Here is a 16954-nt window from a genome sequence, read left to right as displayed (position 1 = left end):
ATGAACGGCGACGAACCTGGGGTCAGCGATCAGGACTCCAACGCTGATCAGGTCATCTTCGAAGTGGAGACTCTGACACATGGGTCGTTCCGTGTCGGTTACTCCCCGGAGTCGGCAAAGGAACTGGCTCAAAAACTTGACCGTGCAACGACGTTCGTCGCCTGCCCGGACGGTCACGATATCATCACAATCAGTGGTGGCATCCCGAACGTAATGCCGCAATGCGATCGCTGTGGCCGTGAAGCAGTTGGTGTCGTTAAAATTGAGGTTGTAGCTGTTCCAGACGGCGACGATGGTGAGAGTATAGCATAACTCTCCTTCACCCATCTGTCGAAGTAAATACTCCGTTTGGGCCTTTATACTCCCAGGTCGCGGTTCATCGGCGCCAACGAAGGGAAGACAACCTACTGAGTCTTATCTCTACTCAGCAGACTGGTTCTGTCAAGCCTAAGTACCTCACAGTTTGTGAAAACTAGATTACACTCGAAACGTCGTTACGAGCCAGCCTGGTTCTCGCTGTTTCATCTGCCGGCCGAATACGGACTCTAGCGCGTGGAATTCTCCGTTTATTTCGACGTCAAATGAATCACCGACGTTCTGGAACTCGCCGTCAACTGCGAACTGAACGGTTGGCAGTGGTCGCTGGCCGTTGAGATAGTCCATCTCCTGTCGCATTGTATCGACGAGCGACTCACGCAGTTCCTCGTCTCCGGAGAGGACATCACCGAGTCCAACGACACAGATCTCCTGTGGCAGATCGTGGTTTTCGAGCTTCGCTATGAACTCCCCGACGGGAACCTGATAGTCGGCAGTTTCCCTTCTCCTTCGATCGACGATATTGTACATCCCCGCGACGGCGTCGATATCACTCATGGTGTCGTCCTCGAATTACGGAGGTATCAAAGTGCACCAAGGTTAGAAGAGGGCCTCGTAGCCCTCGTCTCCAGTCAGCCTCGCCAACTCCTCCGCGACGTCGATCATTTCCGAGGTCACGTCGAGGTCACGCTGTTCGTCAGGTGGCTTCACGTCTTGCGCGTCCCGATAGCGAAGTAACTGTACCCCTTCGAGCGGCGTCAATTCCTCTGTGGACCGTCCGCGGAGGTATTCGATTCGCTCTTCTGTACGCCAGTCCGTCAACTCGAAACCGTCGTCAGTAACGAACAAGCCGCGTCGACGAAGATCATCGGGGTCGATATCGGTCCCCCGACAGAACCGAGTCACGTCGTCGAGGGTGGGCTCGTCCATCTCGAGGAGGTCGAGGTAGATCTCGTCCGGTGTGACGTTCCCGGAGATGATGTCGTAGATCTCGCTGACGATCTCCGTCGCAGACATCACTGTTCCCCCGCGATGTACCTTCCCGTGGTGGTTCGAGTACTCGCGGAAACAGCGACCCATTTCGACGATGCTGATATCCCCCTCAGAGAGCGTCTGTCCGGCCTGAATCTTTTCGCGCGTCTCGCTCGCGGCCCGGTGAGCACGGCGGCGGAGCGACGACCAACTGATTGGCTCTCGGTCCGTCGCCGGACGAGCGACGACGACGACACTGAAGTTGAGTTCGTCGCCGACGACGAACTCGCTGAGGTTCGCGGAAATCGGATACGTCGCGGTAACGTCGAAGCCTTCGTCGCACAGTGATTCCAGAAGCGCCCCCCAGGTGTCCTCGTCGCCGTGTCGATACGTGAACACGAGAACACCGTCGTCCGATAGAACGTCGCGCATCCGCGAAAACGCACTTCTGAGTTTTGACTCGAACGAATCTGAATCCATCCCTTCTGCCGGGTTGGCGACGATGCTCTCCTCGCGCGGGGTTGTTTCAGGCGTGAATCCCTCGTATTCGTCACCGAGTAATAGACGCTGCCAGACGTAGAAGAAGTCCGATACCTCGGAGTAGACAACGTTGTCGTAGTACGGGGGATCGGTGATGATAGCGTCGTATTCCGACTCCAGATCCACGTCGTGCAGGTCGCCTTGATGGATCGTGTACTCGCCACCAACAGGCTTCTCAAAGGGGGCTGTCTCTTCGGTTTCACCGTTCTCTATGTATCGTTCCGTTGGTGACTGAGCGAACTCAACGGCGTCAACAACCTTGTCCCAGGTATTTCGGAACGTTCCGCGGCCGGCCCGCGTTCCCCAGACGTTGTTTTCCGTGTATTCGACCTCCGGGGTGAATGAGTTCTGCCTGAATATCCCCTCTATCTTGTTTCCGTTGACGTTGTAGATGGAGAAGTTGTTCTGAAACATCAGCGAATCCGAAAACGCCAGCAGGAGGTACTCCTTGACGGTCTGATCGTCTACCTCCTCGTCAATCGAACGGAGGAGCGTTGATAGACAGTAGAGCTGGCGGTCATTGAACATGTCCTCCCACGACTCGTATCCGTGGCGGAAGACGTCGTTCCCGCTGATCGACGACGACGTCGTAATCGCGCCCTCAGGGATGTCTCCCTGCGGAACATAGTCGGCGAGGGCATTTTCGCTCTCCCAACTATCTGCTGCTTGCTCGAAACGCTTGACGTCTTCGTCCCTTGCACGCTTGTAGCCCTTGTACGTCGGGCGATCCCTCCCCTCGTCCTCACATTCCGTACAGTAGTACTCGAGGGCGTAGAGTGACTCTGCGTACGACTGCCCGTCAGCTATCGCATCCACAATCGGATATTTGAGGCCGCAAGAGGGACAGCCGTAATTACCGCCCCGTGAGACAGGGCCGTTCTCCGGGACGTATTCGTTGCCGCAGTCCGAGCAGACTGTCTCAGTCTGGTAATCGTCTGTCAGGAAGACGTTCCCGCAGTCAGGGCAGTAAACGTGGTACCTGTCGCTGTTTTCGTACCGGCCCTTGGCGACACGGTAGTCCTTGAACAGCGGGACCGTTTCTCCGCAGGATGTGCAGTCGAGTTCCCTGACCCAGAACGCGTAGACGACATCAGCGACGTGGCTTTCGTCGTTGGGACACGCCGTCTTGTACTGCGACTGGAGCTCCTCGGCGACCGCATCTTGGACGTTCTCGAAGGCGTCTCGAAGCGCCTCGGGATCAACGGTGTGGGCTTCGAGTTCTTTCTTCGTGATGAACCACGCGACGGGATTGAGATCGACGCCAGTCACGTCCGCGTCGAATCGAATTGCTTCGAGGAGACTCGTCCCGCCACCCATGAACGGGTCCAAGACATCGGTGTCTTCGACACGGATGTCTTTGGAGTAGAGCTCCCACATAGCGTCGGAGTTAGCCAAATCGACGTTCTCGATCATCTCCGAGACATCGACAGTATCCGCGTCCCCGGACGTTTCGTCGAAGTCTGTGAGGTCGTGGTCCTTCTCGTCCGGGTCACGAACGGTGACTCGATCGGGGTCGGAGACGAGGGAGTACAGCGAAATTGCACGAAAGACACTGCCGAGCCGTCGAGCCCACCACTTGTGCATGGTCGTCAACGGCCGGTAGTGGAGTTTCGCCCGGCCTTCGCGGTCGGCAAGATCGTTCACTTGCTCGATGGGAAAGCCGCGCTCGATAGGGAGATCAGACCGCGAACCGTTCGAATCAGGCATGGGAAATGATGGGATCGGTTTCGTATTTAGGTGTTCGCGTCACTGGAATTGAATCGTGATATCGATACCATTAGCAGATTCTGGAATGTTCTCTAGGACATCAGCAATAGTTTCGTGAGATTGGCCATGCTCTAGCTTGAGGTCAGTATGTGATTTTTGGAACTCGGCAACAGCTTGCAGGGCTCCAGGAGCGCCCCCTCCTCCGTCGGTATTGAATGATATCGACCCGAATGTGACGGTCCCTGACTCGTGAGAGTCCTGCCACTCTTCTCTGAGTTCAGCTGGGTCGTCACCTTGATATTCGAACGTCCATCCTCCTGGTGGAATGAGGAACCCGGCACCGGGGAACCAATCATCGAGATCTTCCGACCTAGTCGAGTGAACAATGTAGTGTGGATCGCTCTCGCCGAGGTGATCGAGGAGGAAATGTTTTACCGCGTCCTCGTCGTGGTCAGGAGCACACTCCTTCTTGATATCGCCGACTTGGAACGTTTCTTCTTCGTCCAAACCTCGGATGTACTCTAAAATACGTTCTCCCACATCGTCAGGAATCATAGGCACGACGGTCACAGTCGTCGGGTGGCGCTTGCCAAGTGAACCGACATAATCGCTGTCTGTTTTCAGTTTGTACTCCTCGGATAGCAGGGTGTTTACAGCGCCATGGAATGCGCTTTTTGTGTCGTCTTGTGGAAGATACACTTCGGTGTCGTTGCGGATTGTCGTGAGAACCTGAGAGGTATCCGCCTCTCCCGCGGCGTCGATCGTTTCTCGGATGCGTTCGCCTACTTCGGTGGCACCGATCGTTTGAGCGTCGGAGACATCTCGGAGCTTTGCATCGGATCGTGCTTTTGAAACAATCTCGTTGCCACTCACGAGGACGTAGTGGTCTTCGTTGGCGAGCCGACCGACAGCCCGCATTATTGCATCGTGGGGGTCATCATCGACGAGCCAGACATCGGTCCTTGTCGATATATCGCGTTCGAAAGAACCGATATCGACTTCTGTCGTTTCACCACTGAACTCGCGCTGGAGCGCGGTCGTAATTTCGTCTACTGACCACTGTTCCACATCGTCTTTTAAGACGAGGGTCGTGTCGCGGTCGAGGTTCCGGAGGTCGTCGCTGAACTGACTCCCGTCATGGGCTAGCACGGGCTTGTCGTCCAGACCGTCCTCGACGGCGTTGGCGACCGCTCCCACGCTGCCCGGAATCGGGTACGTCGGGTCCATCAGGAACTGCTCGTAGATGTCTTCGACGGAGGTTTCCGAGCGACTGTCGAGACGGTCGCGGACGATGTCCCAGGCGTGCCGCTGGAGGTCGAACGGGTCCGCTTCGGCGGCGGCCGCGATGTTCCCGGCATCGAGTTCGTCCTCCGCGGCGACGAAGTTCTCAAGTGTCATCTCGGCAGCGTACTCGAACTCGTTGAGGAGGTCGTCGCCGTCGATGACCTCGCCGTACGCGCCCTCCAGGCGGTCGAGGAGGTCGTCCTCGTACTCGCCTTTGAGCTCCGCGATATCCTCGCGTATCTCCTCGCTCAGGTTCTGGTCGTCCTCACGGAGCCGCGCCCCGATGACCTCCCTGGCCTTGCTGAGGAACTTCTCCTGCTGGGATGTCGTCGAGATGGTCTTGCCGTTCTTCGGCTGGACGAACACGAGCGTGTTGCGCCACTGGCGGCCGGCGGGCTGGTTCTTGATGATCTCGGCGACGCTGTCGGCGTCCCACGGCCCGTTCTTCACGACGACCTTGACGTTCTGGCTGTCGGGGACGCTCTCAAGTTCGCCGTCCTCGTTGAAGCCGACCGCGTACGCGTTGGAGCCGAACAGGCGTTCGACCGTGTCGCCGATGAGCTCAATCGCCTCCCCCGGCTCGACGTCGCGGGCGGCGTTCCGGATCAGCGACCGCGGGTTCTCGTCCTCTCGGATGACGAAGCGGTCGTCGGACTGCCACAGGTGGTAAACCTCGCCCTGGAGGCGCTCGAGATCGACGATGATGTCGTTGACGCGGTCGCCGGCGTGGAACGTGCCGACGACGATGTCCGACGTCGTCGCGCCCTCGTCGAGGCCGGGCGTGAGCGAGTAGATGAGGACCGTGCTGAGGATGTCGCGGCCGTAGTCGATGTCCGCGTCGGTGAGGCGTTCGACGATGTCGTCGTAGCAGCGGTCGGGGCGGGCGTGTTCGACGTTGATGCGGGTGAGCTCGTCGTTGTATTCGACGGCGTCAACCTCACCGTGAGTGATGAGGTCGGTCTGCTGGTGACGGTCAACGAGAACCTTCGCAAAGAGATAGAGCATTCCCCGGGTCGCGCCCGACTCGGTCTCGGCGAAGTACCGCGTCTTGAGCGCGTCGATGAGCTCGGGGTGGAAGGGGTACGTCTCGTACATTTCGTCGCGGAGGCCGTCCGGGAGGTCAACATAGTCAGTCTCGGCGTAGGCTTCGATGTACTCGTCCACCAGATCGCGCATCTTCGACTGGTCGATGGAACCGGGCTCGACGAGGCGGTGGCGGAGGACTTCCCGGATATCGACCTGGTTGGACATGTTGACCTCGACGCGCTCCTGGCGGGACAGGATGTCGTGGACGTCGGAGCCCTCGCGCAGCACGGAGATAATAGCGAAGAGATTCGTGCGCGAGGTCGCTTCGAGCAGCGCCTGGAGGAATCCCTTGTTCGCGCTCTTGCGGCGCCCCTCGAGCGAGCCGAACCAGTCTTCGAGCTCGTCCACGAGGAACGCGACCGTCCGGTCGCCGACCGCGTCGGTAATCGTGTCAATGTCGGGGTAACCGCCGTCCTCGTACTCCGACTCGTCGAGGTCGTAATCAAGCGCTTCGAAGAGCGGCTCCCACAGGTATTCGTACTGCTCCTTCTGGAGAGAGACAACAATCGGGACGGCGTCGCGGGGGAGCGTGCCGTCGAGTCCTTCGATCCGACCGTCAGCCCACTCCTCGACCATTCCGGGCGAGTCGAAGCAGTGGTACATCGCCACCATCTGGTGGGACTTCCCCGTCCCATAGGGCCCGTACATCTCGTGGATGCGGATGTTATCCTCACCTTCGAGGGTATCGCGCAGGCGTTTCAGCGAGTCTTCGAGGCCCTCTGTCAGGAGCGTCCGGTCGAAGAACCGTTCCGCATCGGACTCGAGGGTTCCCGCGTCGCTCTCAACGTCGTAGAGGCGAATCTGGCCCTTGACGAGGCTATCCCCCTCCGTGAGTTCCCGACTGAGCGTCAGGGTCTCGTCGATTGTCGTTTCAGGAATGGCGTCCGCACTCATCGTTGTTCGGTAAGATGTGGCATCGCCTTATGAATGTGCGACATCTCGGCCCTCTATTTGAGAACAACGTCAATCACTTTGACCCCTGATTCACGCGACCCTCGACACTTGGTGTCGTATTGCTATCAGTAGATTCAACACGTTTCTGAGAGCCGTAGTACGCATGATCGCCCGGAATCATCTTCCAAACCCTCGCTGCAAATATGCTATTCTCCCGTCTAGTCAGATGATCATTCGACGATACCGATCGATCGAAAAACAAAGAGATCTCTACACGTTTTTTGAGGAAGGACTATTTTCCAAGCAGCTGACCGAGTTCAACGACGACAACGAAGGTGTCGTAGAAAATTTCCAGCGTGAAAGTACGTTTCGAGGGGCACTCGCAGCGGCCTCTTATCGTAAGCGACAACGACTAGATGAGGATGTAGACACAGCTTCCGACGAAGAGTTTGTAGAAGGAGCCAAAGAGTATCACAAGAACGCACGGAAGCAGCACTTCGCAAACTGTTGGCGCATGGGAACTGACGAAGATAATGACATATGGGAAAGATATACTCGGAGTCCGAATCTTGCCGAGGGGTGTGCCATTGAGACGACCGTTGGTGAGTTCTTATCTGGTCTACTATGGGAACCCATTGACCCAGACGATAATAACCCGGCGGGCGGATTAACCGAAACTCCAGAGTGGGATCTGGCAATTGAGAATCCCAACTGCGATATCAAAGTTGGCGCCTGCCGCTACCAACAACGCTGGAAAGATGAGAGCCTTCAACCGGCTGGATGGCCTGCTACAGTCTCCTTCTTCAAAGGCGAAGACTTCGACATCGAGAAAGAATTCCGTCTGGTATTCAATCCGTTTTCACCGAATATACAGGTTGATTTCGACGCAAAGGGGATTCCACAAGCCGAAGACCCGAACGCATCCCAAATTTGGAGGAAATTCATTGCCGCGACAAAATGGATGGCAAATAGAATTATCATGGCTCCCAACTCTGGAGCCAAGCAACGTGAGAAGGTTGAGAAGTGGGTGGAAGACTTCGGGATCGAGACGGGGGATGATCCAGACCCTGACTTGGAAATAGTCGAATCAAGCAGCTGCGTGTCTCAGACTTCGACTCACGAATATCTTGCAGAGATCGGTGGTCAGGATAATTATGACGGATCTGACCAGTACTTGAGCGAGGTTGCAGATGAATTTTTAGCTAAAAGAGACTGGCAAGAGTGGCCAATTGTGGATATCGTTCTGCTCCTCCGTGAGGAAGCGGGAGCACTAGTGGAAGGATACTGGTATCAGGATGAGAAATCCGCGTTCCAGTTATCCGAATACGGCCACGAGTTTCAGAATGTATGGGCTGCGCGGTTCAAAAACGAGGGCGATGACTACGAGACATGGAGAAATGAAAATGCGAGAGAATACGATAAAGAACAGGGTACACGGACACTATCCTTCACCGATATAGACTGATTGTCGATTGCGATAGTGGAAAGTCCGCTAACGGTGGGTCAGTTGTCGCTGAACTCCGCCAGCGAGGTATCGACGCCGATCATCTTCAGGTACGTCCCGTCGCCGGTCGCTTCGGCCAACCCTTCGCAGAGTTCCCGGAGTTCGTCCATGTCCCACTCTTCGAGGTATTCGCTGGTGGACTTCCCCTGTTCGAAGCGGTAGCGGAGGAAGTGCGCTTTGTCCAGCGTCGTGAGGTCGCCGTTGCCCTCTTCGACCTTGCTCTGGACGTAGGCCTGACGCTTCTCGTCGTCCCAATGGGTGAGGACGAAGTCGCCTCCCTCCATACGGAACAGCCGCATGTCCTTCATCTGCTCCTCCGACGCGTCCGACCGCTTGAGATGTTTGTTCAAGTCGTTGTACGTCGGATTTGGCTCCTCAAGCAGGTCTCGATAGATGTCCTGCTCGCCGCGGTCGTTGTCCTGGATGATGCCGTAGATCTCATCGACAACTTCCTTCGCAGACATCACCTCGCCGGCTCGGTGAACCTCGCCGTGATGCTTGGAGTACTCCTGAAAGCACTTCCCCATCTCGATGACGCCGATGTCTCCGCTTGCGAGTTCTCGGCTCTCTTCGAGCGTTTCACGGGTTTCTCTGGCAGTTCGGACGATACGGCGGCGTAGCGAGTCCCATGAGATTGGCTGTCGGCTTTCTGTTGGTCTAGCGACGATGACGATGTCGAAAGCAACTGACTCACCTGCGATAAACTTGTTCAGATCGGAATTTATCGGATACGTTGCTGTCACCTCGAAGTTATTCTCACAGAGCGATGCGAGAAGTTCTCCCCAGGATTCCTCGTCGCTATGATGATAGGTGAACGCGAGTGTTCCGTCCTCCTTAAGGGCTTGATTGATAACATTAAGCGCCTCTCCCATCTCGTGCTCGAAATCTTCCGCAGTCTTATCGAAATATGGATTTGTGACAATAGATTCAGCACGTGGAGTCTGGTCCCTGTCAAATCCGGCATACTCATCCTCAAGGAGGATCTTCTGCCAGACGAAGAAGTAGTCTGACAGCTCAGAATAAATGATATTATCATAATATGGTGGGTCAGTAATAACCGCATCAAATTCGTTTTCCGCCGTGATATTTCGCATATCATCCTGGTAGATCTCCGCATTTTCACCGATTGGCTGTGCAAATTTCGGCGTTTTGTGGGTTTCCCCTTCTGAGATATACCGCTCTGTTGGAGAATTAGCGTATTCAACAGCCTTCAGAACCATATCTCGCATATTAGAGAATGTTCCTGTTCCCGAAACAGTCCCCCAAACGTTGTTCTCGACAGGTTTGGTTGGAGGATCAAAAGCGTTAGACTTGAAAATGTTCGCAAGAAGATTTTTCCCAGCATTGTACACGACCATATTACAGTTATAGTTTAACGTTTCTGTAAATGTAAGTAGTAAATATTCGCGTGCGTTCTCATCATTTATATCGTCAATCGATTTGAGAAGGGTCGAAAGAGAAAGCAACTGCCTCTCATTAAACATATCTGTCCATTTCTCAATGCCGTGTTGGAAGACATCACTACCGTCTACGGATGAAGCCGCCGTTTTTGCACCCTCTGGAATTTTACCTGCGGGTACATATTCGTGTAAATCGGTTCGAGTATTCCAGTCCCGCTTTGCCTGCTCGAATAGACGTTTATCCTCTGACTCGGCCTGCTTATACCCTTTATATTCACTCTTGCCCAAGCCCTGTTCCTCACACGTTTCACAGTAGTATTCGATTGCATACATTCGGGTATTAGGTTTCCCCTGTTCTGCAATCGCATCTACAATAGATTCTTTCTGGCCACACTCGGGACAATTATAGTACCCACCACGAGAGACATGACCATTCTTCGGAATAAACTCGTGATGACACTCAGTACACTCACTCTCGTCTTGCCAATTATCCACAAGCGTAACAGCGCCACAGTCCGGGCAGAGGACGTTATACTTGGCGTCATTCTCATAGCGGCCAGCAGCGACACGGTAGTCCTTAAATAGAGGTACAGTATGACCGCAGGATACGCAATCGAGTTCTTTGACCCAGAAATTATACATCACGTCGGCTTCGTGGTCGCCATTCGGACAAGGGGTTTTGTAGTATTGCTTGATCTCATCAGCGACATCCTCCTTGACCTGATCGAAGGCTTCCTCTAGGTCTTCAACGTCAGTCTGACCAGCATCGAGTTGCTTCTTCGTGACGAACCATGCGACCGGATTCAGGTCTACGCCGACCGAATCAACGCCGAAACGTGACGCTTCAACGAGTGACGTCCCGCCGCCCATGAACGGGTCGAGAATCTTTTTATCCTTGATCCGGACGTCCTTCGGGTAGAAGTTCCACAACGACTCGGGATCGTCCATATCAACGTCGCCGATTGCCTCAACGAGGTCGTCTTTGTCCAGTCCGTTGTTTCCGAGCTGCTGATTCTCGCCCGGTTCGTAGACTTTGACATCGTCCGCATTCGTGTTCTCGTCGAGTAACGAGTACAGGGAGATAGCACGGAAGAGACAACCCGGCCTGCGCGCCCACCATTTGTGCATAGTGTAGATGGGGCGGTAATACTGCTTAGCCCGACTCTCCTTCTCGGCAATCTCGTTGACGCGTTCGATGGGAAATCCGCGTTCGATAGGGAGATCGGGACGGCCTTCTTCCCGGTCACTCTGTTCCTGCTGAGACATTAGCTGTCCCTCTCTATCCGGACGAGCCATATAAAAATGCGGAACAGCGCGGCGTCGAGACTTACCAAGCAGAAGAATAACGAACCGGAGGAGAGATTTTCGAGATATGACCTTCCCTGTAAACCCGACCGCGGACGATGTGTCTCCAGTGGATCTCTTGTTGGAACTCCCCTCTCGTGCTGCGCTCTGCCGAGCGCTCGCTGCGGCCGACATCGCAGACGAACTCGACAACGATGACGATCCCGAGCGGTTCCTCGATGAACTCTCACAAGTCGATCTTCGCCAGGCGGCCGCCCAAGCGCGCTACGCGGCTCCACAAACGGTCCACTACTTCGGACTACCCGGGCTGACAGACGTGTCTCCGTCCGAACTCGACGACCTTACCGAGTCAGGTGGGTTCGGCGGACAAGTACGTACTGTAGAAGAGCTGCACGACCGCGTGTATGTCGTCTGTAGCGTCCCGGAGGGCGGAACGCAGGCACAGCTCTCCGTGTCGGAGGACGCGCGCGTCACGACCGTCGCCACCTTCGATCCGGGAACGGACCTTCTCGCGGTCCGGGCCGACGACAGTGACCTCGCCGCGGGAACCGTCCAGGCTCTCCGGGATCACCCCGACCTGTCCGAGTGGACTTCCGTCTCGTTCCGCGACGACGGGTTTCGGGGGCGGTTCGAGGACGCCGCCGTCGCGGCGTACGAACAGCTGTCTCTCGCGGTGACGTCCGTCGGGGCCGGAACAGAGCGTATCGACGTCACCGGCGAGGAACGGGGTGATTCGGGGCGCGAGGACGTACGTGGGGACGAGGTAGTTGACGACCTGCTCTCCAGGAGTGACACCAAGCGGAGTACCGCACAGGTACGACTCAACCTCCGGACGGGCGATACGATCCCCTCAAACCCGAGTGTCCGCATCGACTTCGACGAGAGTTCCGTCGAGTTCCGCCAATGGGTTCCGGAACAGACCCTAATACAACTCGATAGCGTGATTCGGCAGGCAGAGTAACAGTAAGGGGTGGCAGGAGAGGTGGTTCCCAGGAAGCGGTTGGGTAGTCTACTTGCTTCTCAGGAAACAGTGGTTGATTCGACGATCCAGAATTCGATAGGTAGAGTGTATTTCAGTCCCTCTCTCAGGAAATTGTGGGGGTATATCTCAGATCGCAGGTAGAGATGTACTCCCCGTCTCCTAAAGTGCTGAACCAACCGTCTAAATCATGTCACTCTATGTTTCTTCCTCGCGGTACTCGACTGAGATGCCCGCGAGAGCCTGTTCAGTATATCCGCATCGGTTATCCGGTGTTATTTCGTCGGCGAGCCGCTTCCGTATTTGCCGATGATAATCTTCAAGCGCAAGGTCGTAGTTCTCTTCGACAGCTTCTTCATCAACCTCTTCGGGTGTGGAATCTCGTGCTTCAGCAGTTTTTCGGCTTATTTCTAACCAGTTTGGGTAGGCTATTCGTTTCCGGAAGCCCGCGTCTTCGTTGAGAAATGCGAATGGCGAGATGTGTAGTGGCTGCTCGATGTTGGATGGGTAGCGCGTTGCGGCCTCATTAAAGAACACATCGGCTTTGACACATCCTTCGAAAGGAGGCCAGACGCGAAGTACTTTGGATCCTTGCGACATCTGGCTTCCATCCGGCTCCTCTGCATATGAGATCGCCTCAATAACGTCCTCAGGATCGACGACAATTCGATCGATATCGCCGTATTTCTCTTTGAGTCTGTCTACTGGTTCGCTTGTCATAATCGTCGTGTTGTTTGTTTGGTGGACCTGAGGTCCGAAGTTATGTATCGACAAGATTGACTTAAACGTAAGCCCCGATTCATACAGAAATCCGCCTACTAACTGGTTTCGTGTTCATTGGATGTGCAAGAGAGCCAAAATCGAAGGGTAGTGCTAAGGTCGGTCACAATTCTCAGGTTGTGCTAAGATAGATGAATTCGCGGGATAGGAGCAAGAGAAAGCGAAGTTGGACATCAATGAAAGATCGGGAGGACTGGTGAGCAACTCAATACGAGAGGAGGATGAGTGGACCGTTGACAATTCCGGTTGAGAGGATTTGGATTACCAGTTTCGAGAAGTACTGGTCTGCTGGGAACCATCCACCGTTACGGGAAGTCGCTTTTCTGCATCCGATGGGCAAAACTCCCGGCATTTATACTAGTCTAACCACTATGATAATCTGAGAAATCCGGTCCCCTCGGGGCGTATGAATGTGCCCGGGTGCTGGAGACACCCGGACTGGGTTTCTCTGATGGAGCAGATCCACCCATGAGCAAACAGGCTTCGCGTCCGTTTGAATCCAACGGACCCCAGTCGCAGACGCATCGGAATCCAGCGACGTCGACGCCCTCGTCCGACATCGGGATAGTCCTCGAAGAAGCGATCGAACAGGACCGCTTCGAGGACGGAGACTGTGTTGCCCTGTGTCCGGGATGCGGCGAGACGGTCGCGCGGTACCACGAAGGACTCCCAGAGCCGTTCGTCCGATTCGAACCGGACTGCAACGATTGCCGCGTGACGCTCCGCCGCTGGTCAGTCGTCATCTCTCCATGGATCAGAAAAGCGGCACCGCCCACTGACGAACTCCAGGATGTCGTCCAGTCGTATTGGGAGCAGCAGCTGCGCGTCGGCGTCGTCGATGACACCCTGCCGCACACGCGGGAATTTTCGGACGAGGCGCAGGCTCTTGCCGAGGCGTGGGGCTGGGACTGGGAGGTCACGTGCCCGCTGTGTGCCCGCCCCGTGTCGCAGCTCAAGGAGGACTACCTCGGCTACCACCACTGGGAGTACGAGGCCGACGTCGGAACGAGCGTTTGCCACGATTGCCATGACTTCCTGCACGGCGACGATAACGGTGACCAGGCAAACAAACAGGACTGGCGGGCGAAGGAGCTCGGGTTGGCGGATTTCCGGGACCTCGCCGTCATCCGGCTGGCGCTCCGGGATCGCGCCGTCCACGAACCCGGCCTCGAAGAAGACGACCCAGCCTACGCTGAGCGCCTGCGCCGCCGGTACAACGTCCCGCTGAGCCCCGCGCGGATCACGAAACTCGTCGCGGACGTCCGGCACCAAACCGACGTCGCCGACACCCTCCAAGCGCACGGTCCCAGTCCCGAAATCAAGGTTCGCGGCATCTACCCCGTCTAAACTATGACAACAACGACATCCACAGCGACCGACAGCAGCGTCAGTAACCCGGATGACATCCTGCCGGGATCCGACATCGAACTGTCGTTCCCGTGGCGGTCCGCCCCGGAGCGCACGCTAGACGATGTCGGCGGGATGGAGAACCTCAAGCAGGAGCTGCGTCGTTCGGTCATCCGGCCGCTCGGCCCGAAGCGCGACGAATACGAGCGCTTCGGCATCGACGTCCCGAACTTGCTGTTCGGCGGGCCGCCGGGCACGGGCAAGACGTACTCCGCGACAGCGCTCGCCGGCGAACTGGGATACCCGTTCGTCGTGCTGACTGCTGGCCGGCTCCAGAGCCGCTGGGTCAACGAGAGTACGGACCATGTCCAGCGTCTCTTCCGCGAAGCAGCGCGAATCGGTGAGGAACACGGGCAAGCGGTCATCATCGCGGACGAACTGGACACGCTGCTCCCGCGTCGCGGCGGCGACGAAAAACACCAGGAAGACAACAAGGTCGTCACGGAGTTCTTGGCGTACCTCGAACGCACGGCCGAGAATAACACGCTCTTCATCGGCGCGACGAATCGCCCCGACGAACTTGACGAGGCAGTCATCCGGAATGGACGCATCGACCGCCGGTTCAAATTCACGGCGCCGAACAAGCCAACGCGAACCGCGATCCTGGAACAACAGCTCGCGGACCGCCCCGCTCGCGTCTCCTCCGAGGAGTTGTCACGACTTGCAGCGGAAACGGAGGGGGCGACAGCCGCCACGCTCACGACGATCGTGAATGAAGCTGCTCGGAACGCGGTTGAACAAGGCGCAGCCGCGATCGCCCAGACACACCTCGACGAAGCAGTCGCGGAACACTTCGTCGACGGAGACTAGATCGCCCCGATTGAAGCGGGGAAGCGACAATTCGAACTGAAATCCGCTGATATCCAGCGCTCCACCTTCGAAATTGCGAGGCCCGATTCACTATGACGACAAAACGACCCTCCGAGAACTCAGAGAAAGATGGTACTTCTCCGTCGCTGGCAGCTGTCGAAGCCTTCGACATCGCCCTCATAACTGGCACTTTCGTCGCCTTGGTCGTCACCTACGGCTCGATCAAGTGGGGTGGCCTCCACAGTCCCGTCGCTCTCGTCACAATCATCGTGGCAGATGCGGTCTTCGTGTTTTTCATCGTTCCCCACGCGACTGCCTATTGGCTCGACTGCGACATCGACGCGCTCCTCACCAGCGACGCGACACACCGGAGATAAACGCCTCGGAGATAGCGAAGGTCACAGTGTTACTGGTCATCGAGACCTCGATTTATCCGGGCCAGTCTGGTAGATAGTCAGCCAGGTACCGCCGGCCAACGAACAGGATGAGAGTTGCGACAATCCCGCCAACGATTCCTGAGATACCGACCGCGATGGAATAGAGGCCAGCGACGAGGATGTCTTGCCTTGCGATAAGAGGTGGTTGCATACCGTGGGCGTCGAGACCGAGAAAGAGCATCACGGCGAACGCGCCAATCAGGCCGATTCCTGCACCGAGAACGGTAATGAAGATCTCCAACCGGTTTCGGACGTGTCGTAGTAACGGATAGCGAACGGTGAGTGGTTCTTCGACCTCGGCGACCAGCCACCAAATCCGGTCCCGAGATGGTTTTCGCGTCTCAAGGATTCCCTCGTCAACGAGGTCGTACAGCCGTCGCCGTGTCTGCTTCAGTCCGATGTGCTCGAGTTTGTCGGCGATCTCCTTGGTCGTCAGGACCGGCTGGTCAGCCTCCGAGAACACTTCGATAATCGCTGGATCCTGCTCTTTCTGGTACGGGCTCGGCGAATGTCGTCGTGACGACGCGTCGGATTCTGATTCAGACATACCTGATGTCGGCGTAGCGACGTCTGAAACTCCCTTGTCGTCATAACGACAGTCGCGCACCCCTATAATTCACTCCCCGCGCTTCATCCACGTGGATGTCCGACTCAGCCACCGTGTCCCAGACGGACAGTACAGCACCCGTTCGATTAGTCCGACTCCCACAGATCGCCGCTGCCCGGAGTCCATCTTTCATCAGAGACATCCTCATCCTCTTCATCGCCCCCGCACTCATCCTGACCACGATCTTTGTCACGACGGATCCCGCGACGTTCGAATACGACATCGCCAACCCCGGTCTGTGGGGGATTTACCTGTCCAATCTCTCGCACCGATCCTGGCTACACCTCGGGAGCAATCTCGTCGGCTTCTTCCTCATCGGCGGTCTCGAATACCTGCTCCTCACTGCCGCCGGCTATCGAGCCCACTATATCGGCGTGTTCCTCCTCTGTCTCCTCGTCGTCCCATTGTTCAGTCACCTGTTCCTCCAATTCGTCCTCATTCATCAACCTCTCTTCCACAGCTACGAGGCCGTCGGCTTCAGTGAGCCGATCGCTGCGATGGCGGCCTATCTCCCGCTCGCACTCACGACGTACTGTACCCGCGTAAGCGAATTCGAATGGCCGTTCTTCACCGCGCTCCTGATTTACTCAGGCGGCATCGCTTGGGCGATCAACCAGCTCTTCGGAACTGACCTCAGCACGATTCTCATCGGGATGTTGGGCGTCGTCGGGGTTTCCCTCATTGGGATTCACCTGTACCGCACGCGCACAGTTGACTCCTTGGAGCGACGCGAGTACGTTGTCACCAGTCTGTTCGCGCTCCTAACGTTCGGGACCGCCCTCGTCAGTCTATTCCCTGGCTCGAATGTTGGCACGATGGTCGGGCATCTCGCTGGCTTCTTCCCCGGATTCCTCCTCGCGTTGTTCATCTTGTGGGGATTCACGATCGCTAAGCCTGGTCACGAATACGCCCTCGAGGAGAAGTGAT

13 protein-coding genes are annotated in these 16954 nt (G+C 56.4%); 7 read left to right on the top strand and 6 right to left on the bottom strand.

Going from position 1 to position 16954, the window contains the following annotated elements; all coding sequences use genetic code 11:
- A complete protein-coding gene (locus RJT37_RS17590) occupies window positions 1-312 on the top strand; it encodes a hypothetical protein (protein WP_313686513.1) in 312 nt (103 codons plus the stop codon).
- Window positions 313-477: 165 nt separating this feature from the next.
- Here RJT37_RS17590 and RJT37_RS17585 read toward each other — a convergent pair whose 3' ends face one another.
- From RJT37_RS17585 to RJT37_RS17575, 3 genes are read right to left on the bottom strand one after another with little or no spacing between them, the layout of a single operon-like run.
- Window positions 478-873 carry a DUF8076 family protein gene (locus RJT37_RS17585; RefSeq protein WP_313686512.1) on the bottom strand — a complete coding sequence of 132 codons (396 nt, stop codon included), beginning with the start codon at window positions 871-873 and terminating at the stop codon, window positions 478-480.
- Window positions 874-915: 42 nt separating this feature from the next.
- On the bottom strand, window positions 916-3534 hold the full coding sequence (locus tag RJT37_RS17580; RefSeq protein WP_313686510.1) for a DUF1156 domain-containing protein: 2619 nt from the start codon (window positions 3532-3534) through the stop codon (window positions 916-918).
- Window positions 3535-3573: 39 nt separating this feature from the next.
- Window positions 3574-6798 carry a DUF499 family protein gene (locus RJT37_RS17575; RefSeq protein ID WP_313686508.1) on the bottom strand — a complete coding sequence of 1075 codons (3225 nt, stop codon included), beginning with the start codon at window positions 6796-6798 and terminating at the stop codon, window positions 3574-3576.
- A gap of 226 nt (window positions 6799-7024) precedes the next feature.
- On the opposite strand from RJT37_RS17575, the gene RJT37_RS17570 reads away from it, so the two are divergent.
- Window positions 7025-8263, top strand: a complete 1239-nt coding sequence (locus tag RJT37_RS17570) for a hypothetical protein (RefSeq protein ID WP_313686506.1) — start codon at window positions 7025-7027, stop codon at window positions 8261-8263.
- A gap of 38 nt (window positions 8264-8301) precedes the next feature.
- Here RJT37_RS17570 and RJT37_RS17565 read toward each other — a convergent pair whose 3' ends face one another.
- Window positions 8302-10968: a DUF1156 domain-containing protein gene (locus RJT37_RS17565; RefSeq protein WP_313686504.1), complete on the bottom strand. Its 2667-nt coding sequence runs from the start codon at window positions 10966-10968 to the stop codon at window positions 8302-8304.
- Window positions 10969-11074: 106 nt separating this feature from the next.
- Between RJT37_RS17565 and RJT37_RS17560 the strand changes: the two genes are divergently transcribed.
- Window positions 11075-11968, top strand: a complete 894-nt coding sequence (locus RJT37_RS17560; protein ID WP_313686502.1) for a hypothetical protein — start codon at window positions 11075-11077, stop codon at window positions 11966-11968.
- A 216-nt stretch (window positions 11969-12184) separates the two neighbouring features.
- Here the strand turns inward: RJT37_RS17560 and RJT37_RS17555 are convergent, their stop codons facing one another.
- Window positions 12185-12706 (bottom strand): DUF8009 family protein, encoded by a 522-nt coding sequence (locus RJT37_RS17555; RefSeq protein WP_313686500.1) that lies wholly within the window; start codon window positions 12704-12706, stop codon window positions 12185-12187.
- A 528-nt stretch (window positions 12707-13234) separates the two neighbouring features.
- Here RJT37_RS17555 and RJT37_RS17550 point away from each other — a divergent pair.
- From RJT37_RS17550 to RJT37_RS17540, 3 genes are all read left to right on the top strand, one after another.
- Window positions 13235-14113, top strand: a complete 879-nt coding sequence (locus RJT37_RS17550; protein ID WP_313686498.1) for a hypothetical protein — start codon at window positions 13235-13237, stop codon at window positions 14111-14113.
- A gap of 3 nt (window positions 14114-14116) precedes the next feature.
- The gene (locus RJT37_RS17545) at window positions 14117-14983 is read left to right on the top strand and encodes an ATP-binding protein (protein WP_313686497.1); all 867 of its coding nucleotides are present in this window, start codon (window positions 14117-14119) and stop codon (window positions 14981-14983) included.
- A gap of 92 nt (window positions 14984-15075) precedes the next feature.
- Window positions 15076-15360, top strand: a complete 285-nt coding sequence (locus tag RJT37_RS17540) for a hypothetical protein (protein ID WP_313686495.1) — start codon at window positions 15076-15078, stop codon at window positions 15358-15360.
- Window positions 15361-15412: 52 nt separating this feature from the next.
- Here the strand turns inward: RJT37_RS17540 and RJT37_RS17535 are convergent, their stop codons facing one another.
- Complete coding sequence (locus tag RJT37_RS17535; RefSeq protein WP_313686492.1) at window positions 15413-15967, bottom strand: hypothetical protein; 555 nt, start codon at window positions 15965-15967, stop codon at window positions 15413-15415.
- A gap of 95 nt (window positions 15968-16062) precedes the next feature.
- Here RJT37_RS17535 and RJT37_RS17530 point away from each other — a divergent pair, with 95 nt between their 5' ends.
- Window positions 16063-16953, top strand: a complete 891-nt coding sequence (locus RJT37_RS17530) for a hypothetical protein (protein ID WP_313686490.1) — start codon at window positions 16063-16065, stop codon at window positions 16951-16953.
- Window position 16954 lies beyond the last annotated feature (1 nt).

It is taken from the genome of Halobellus marinus (assembly GCF_032113415.1).
Lineage (GTDB): Archaea > Halobacteriota > Halobacteria > Halobacteriales > Haloferacaceae > Haloquadratum > Haloquadratum marinus.
Note: the sequence above shows the minus strand (reverse complement) of the source record. Positions and strands in the feature narration are given on the sequence as shown.

Excerpts from the sequence above, each read along its gene's own strand:
- RJT37_RS17540 (WP_313686495.1), top strand. The coding sequence starts at position 15,076 with ATGACGACAAAACGACCCTCCGAGAACTCAGAGAAAGATGGTACTTCT.
- RJT37_RS17560 (WP_313686502.1), top strand. The coding sequence starts at position 11,075 with ATGACCTTCCCTGTAAACCCGACCGCGGACGATGTGTCTCCAGTGGAT.
- RJT37_RS17530 (WP_313686490.1), top strand. The coding sequence starts at position 16,063 with ATGTCCGACTCAGCCACCGTGTCCCAGACGGACAGTACAGCACCCGTT.
- RJT37_RS17535 (WP_313686492.1), bottom strand. The coding sequence starts at position 15,967 with ATGTCTGAATCAGAATCCGACGCGTCGTCACGACGACATTCGCCGAGC.
- RJT37_RS17550 (WP_313686498.1), top strand. The coding sequence starts at position 13,235 with ATGAGCAAACAGGCTTCGCGTCCGTTTGAATCCAACGGACCCCAGTCG.
- RJT37_RS17570 (WP_313686506.1), top strand. The coding sequence starts at position 7,025 with ATGATCATTCGACGATACCGATCGATCGAAAAACAAAGAGATCTCTAC.
- RJT37_RS17580 (WP_313686510.1), bottom strand. The coding sequence starts at position 3,534 with ATGCCTGATTCGAACGGTTCGCGGTCTGATCTCCCTATCGAGCGCGGC.
- RJT37_RS17545 (WP_313686497.1), top strand. The coding sequence starts at position 14,117 with ATGACAACAACGACATCCACAGCGACCGACAGCAGCGTCAGTAACCCG.
- RJT37_RS17575 (WP_313686508.1), bottom strand. The coding sequence starts at position 6,798 with ATGAGTGCGGACGCCATTCCTGAAACGACAATCGACGAGACCCTGACG.
- RJT37_RS17590 (WP_313686513.1), top strand. The coding sequence starts at position 1 with ATGAACGGCGACGAACCTGGGGTCAGCGATCAGGACTCCAACGCTGAT.
- RJT37_RS17585 (WP_313686512.1), bottom strand. The coding sequence starts at position 873 with ATGAGTGATATCGACGCCGTCGCGGGGATGTACAATATCGTCGATCGA.
- RJT37_RS17555 (WP_313686500.1), bottom strand. The coding sequence starts at position 12,706 with ATGACAAGCGAACCAGTAGACAGACTCAAAGAGAAATACGGCGATATC.
- RJT37_RS17565 (WP_313686504.1), bottom strand. The coding sequence starts at position 10,968 with ATGTCTCAGCAGGAACAGAGTGACCGGGAAGAAGGCCGTCCCGATCTC.